The 1,232-nt window shown below is 47.6% G+C and carries 1 protein-coding gene and 1 pseudogene; both read left to right on the top strand.

Going from position 1 to position 1,232, the window contains the following annotated elements:
* Positions 1-180 (top strand): annotated as a pseudogene (locus D8S93_RS24975) (efflux RND transporter periplasmic adaptor subunit); the annotation flags it as partial.
* A 2-nt stretch (positions 181-182) separates the two neighbouring features.
* Positions 183-1,232: efflux RND transporter permease subunit (locus D8S93_RS24740; RefSeq protein ID WP_193621680.1), on the top strand; the 1,050-nt coding region annotated here is incomplete at its 3' end.

The raw sequence follows: 1,232 nt of genomic DNA, 5'->3' as shown, positions 1-1,232 counted from the left end.
TGGATCGTAACCAGTGATAATCGTGTTAAGAAACGTTTTGTCGATGTGGGGACCGTGTATAAAGATCGCGTGGTCATCAAAGATGGCCTTAAACAAGGTGAGCAAGTCCTAATCGCAGGTGTATCGTCGGCAAAAGAAGATATGGAAGTACGCCCATATACTGATGAGAATGGAGCGTAAACATGGATATTGCACGTTATACCATCGCCAAGCGTACAAGCGTGTGGGTATTGATTGCGCTTACGTTAATCGGTGGTTACATCAGTTATTTGAAATTGGGTCGCTTTGAAGATCCAGAGTTTGTTATTCGCCAAGCCGTGATAATTACGCCGTATGCGGGCGCAACCGCTCAGGAAGTGTCCGATGAAGTAACGGATGTGATTGAAGGGGCCGTCCAATCACTGCAGGAGCTTAAAGAGGTTAAGTCGGTTTCCTTGCTCGGCCGCTCGGAAGTCACTGTGGAAATAAAGCTGGAATTTTCCAAAACAAGTGACGAGTTGCAACAGGTCTGGGACAAGCTAAGACGCAAAGTCGCCGATGCGCAGCGGCAACTGCCAAGAGGAGCAGGGCCATCTATTGTTAATGATGACTTCTCCGACGTCTACTCTCTATTTTTTGCGGTGACGGGCGAGGGCTTTAGCGATAAACAACTGCAAGACTATGTCGATTCTCTACGTCGAGAGTTGGTGTTGGTTCCGGGTGTTGCAAAAGCCGCGACGCTGGCTGAGCAGCAAGAAACCATCTTCATCGAAATTGCGAGCGATAGGCTAGCAGAATACGGTCTATCGGTTAATAACGTCATACAAGTGCTACAAAAGCAAAGTGTGGTGACAGTGGCGGGCAACCTCGACAACGGTGTCATGAACATTCCGGTGATTCCACGTTCTAGCCTAACGAGTTTTGATGATCTGCGTAACCTTCAAGTCGCCGTCGGACAGAATAATGTCATTGTGACTCTAGGCGACATTGCTGACATCACACGCGGTTATAAGACGCCGCCATCGATGTTAATGCGTTACAACGGAGAGCGAGCAGTTGGTTTTGGTATTTCTAATATCACTGGCGGTAACGTTGTGGATATGGGAGATGCGGTAAAAGCACGTTTAGCTGAGTTGGAAAGCCAACGTCCTCTTGGTATTGAACTGCACACGATCTCAATGCAATCGGAATCTGTTCGAGCATCCGTAGCCAACTTTATCGATAATTTGATTGCGGCCGTGGTGATTGTATTT

The sequence above is a fragment of the Vibrio sp. VGrn 2 genome (genome assembly GCF_009361695.1).
In the GTDB taxonomy this organism is placed as follows: Bacteria; Pseudomonadota; Gammaproteobacteria; order Enterobacterales; family Vibrionaceae; genus Vibrio; species Vibrio diabolicus.
The sequence above is the reverse complement of the archived record's forward strand: the minus strand, read 5'-3'. Positions and strand labels throughout refer to the sequence as shown.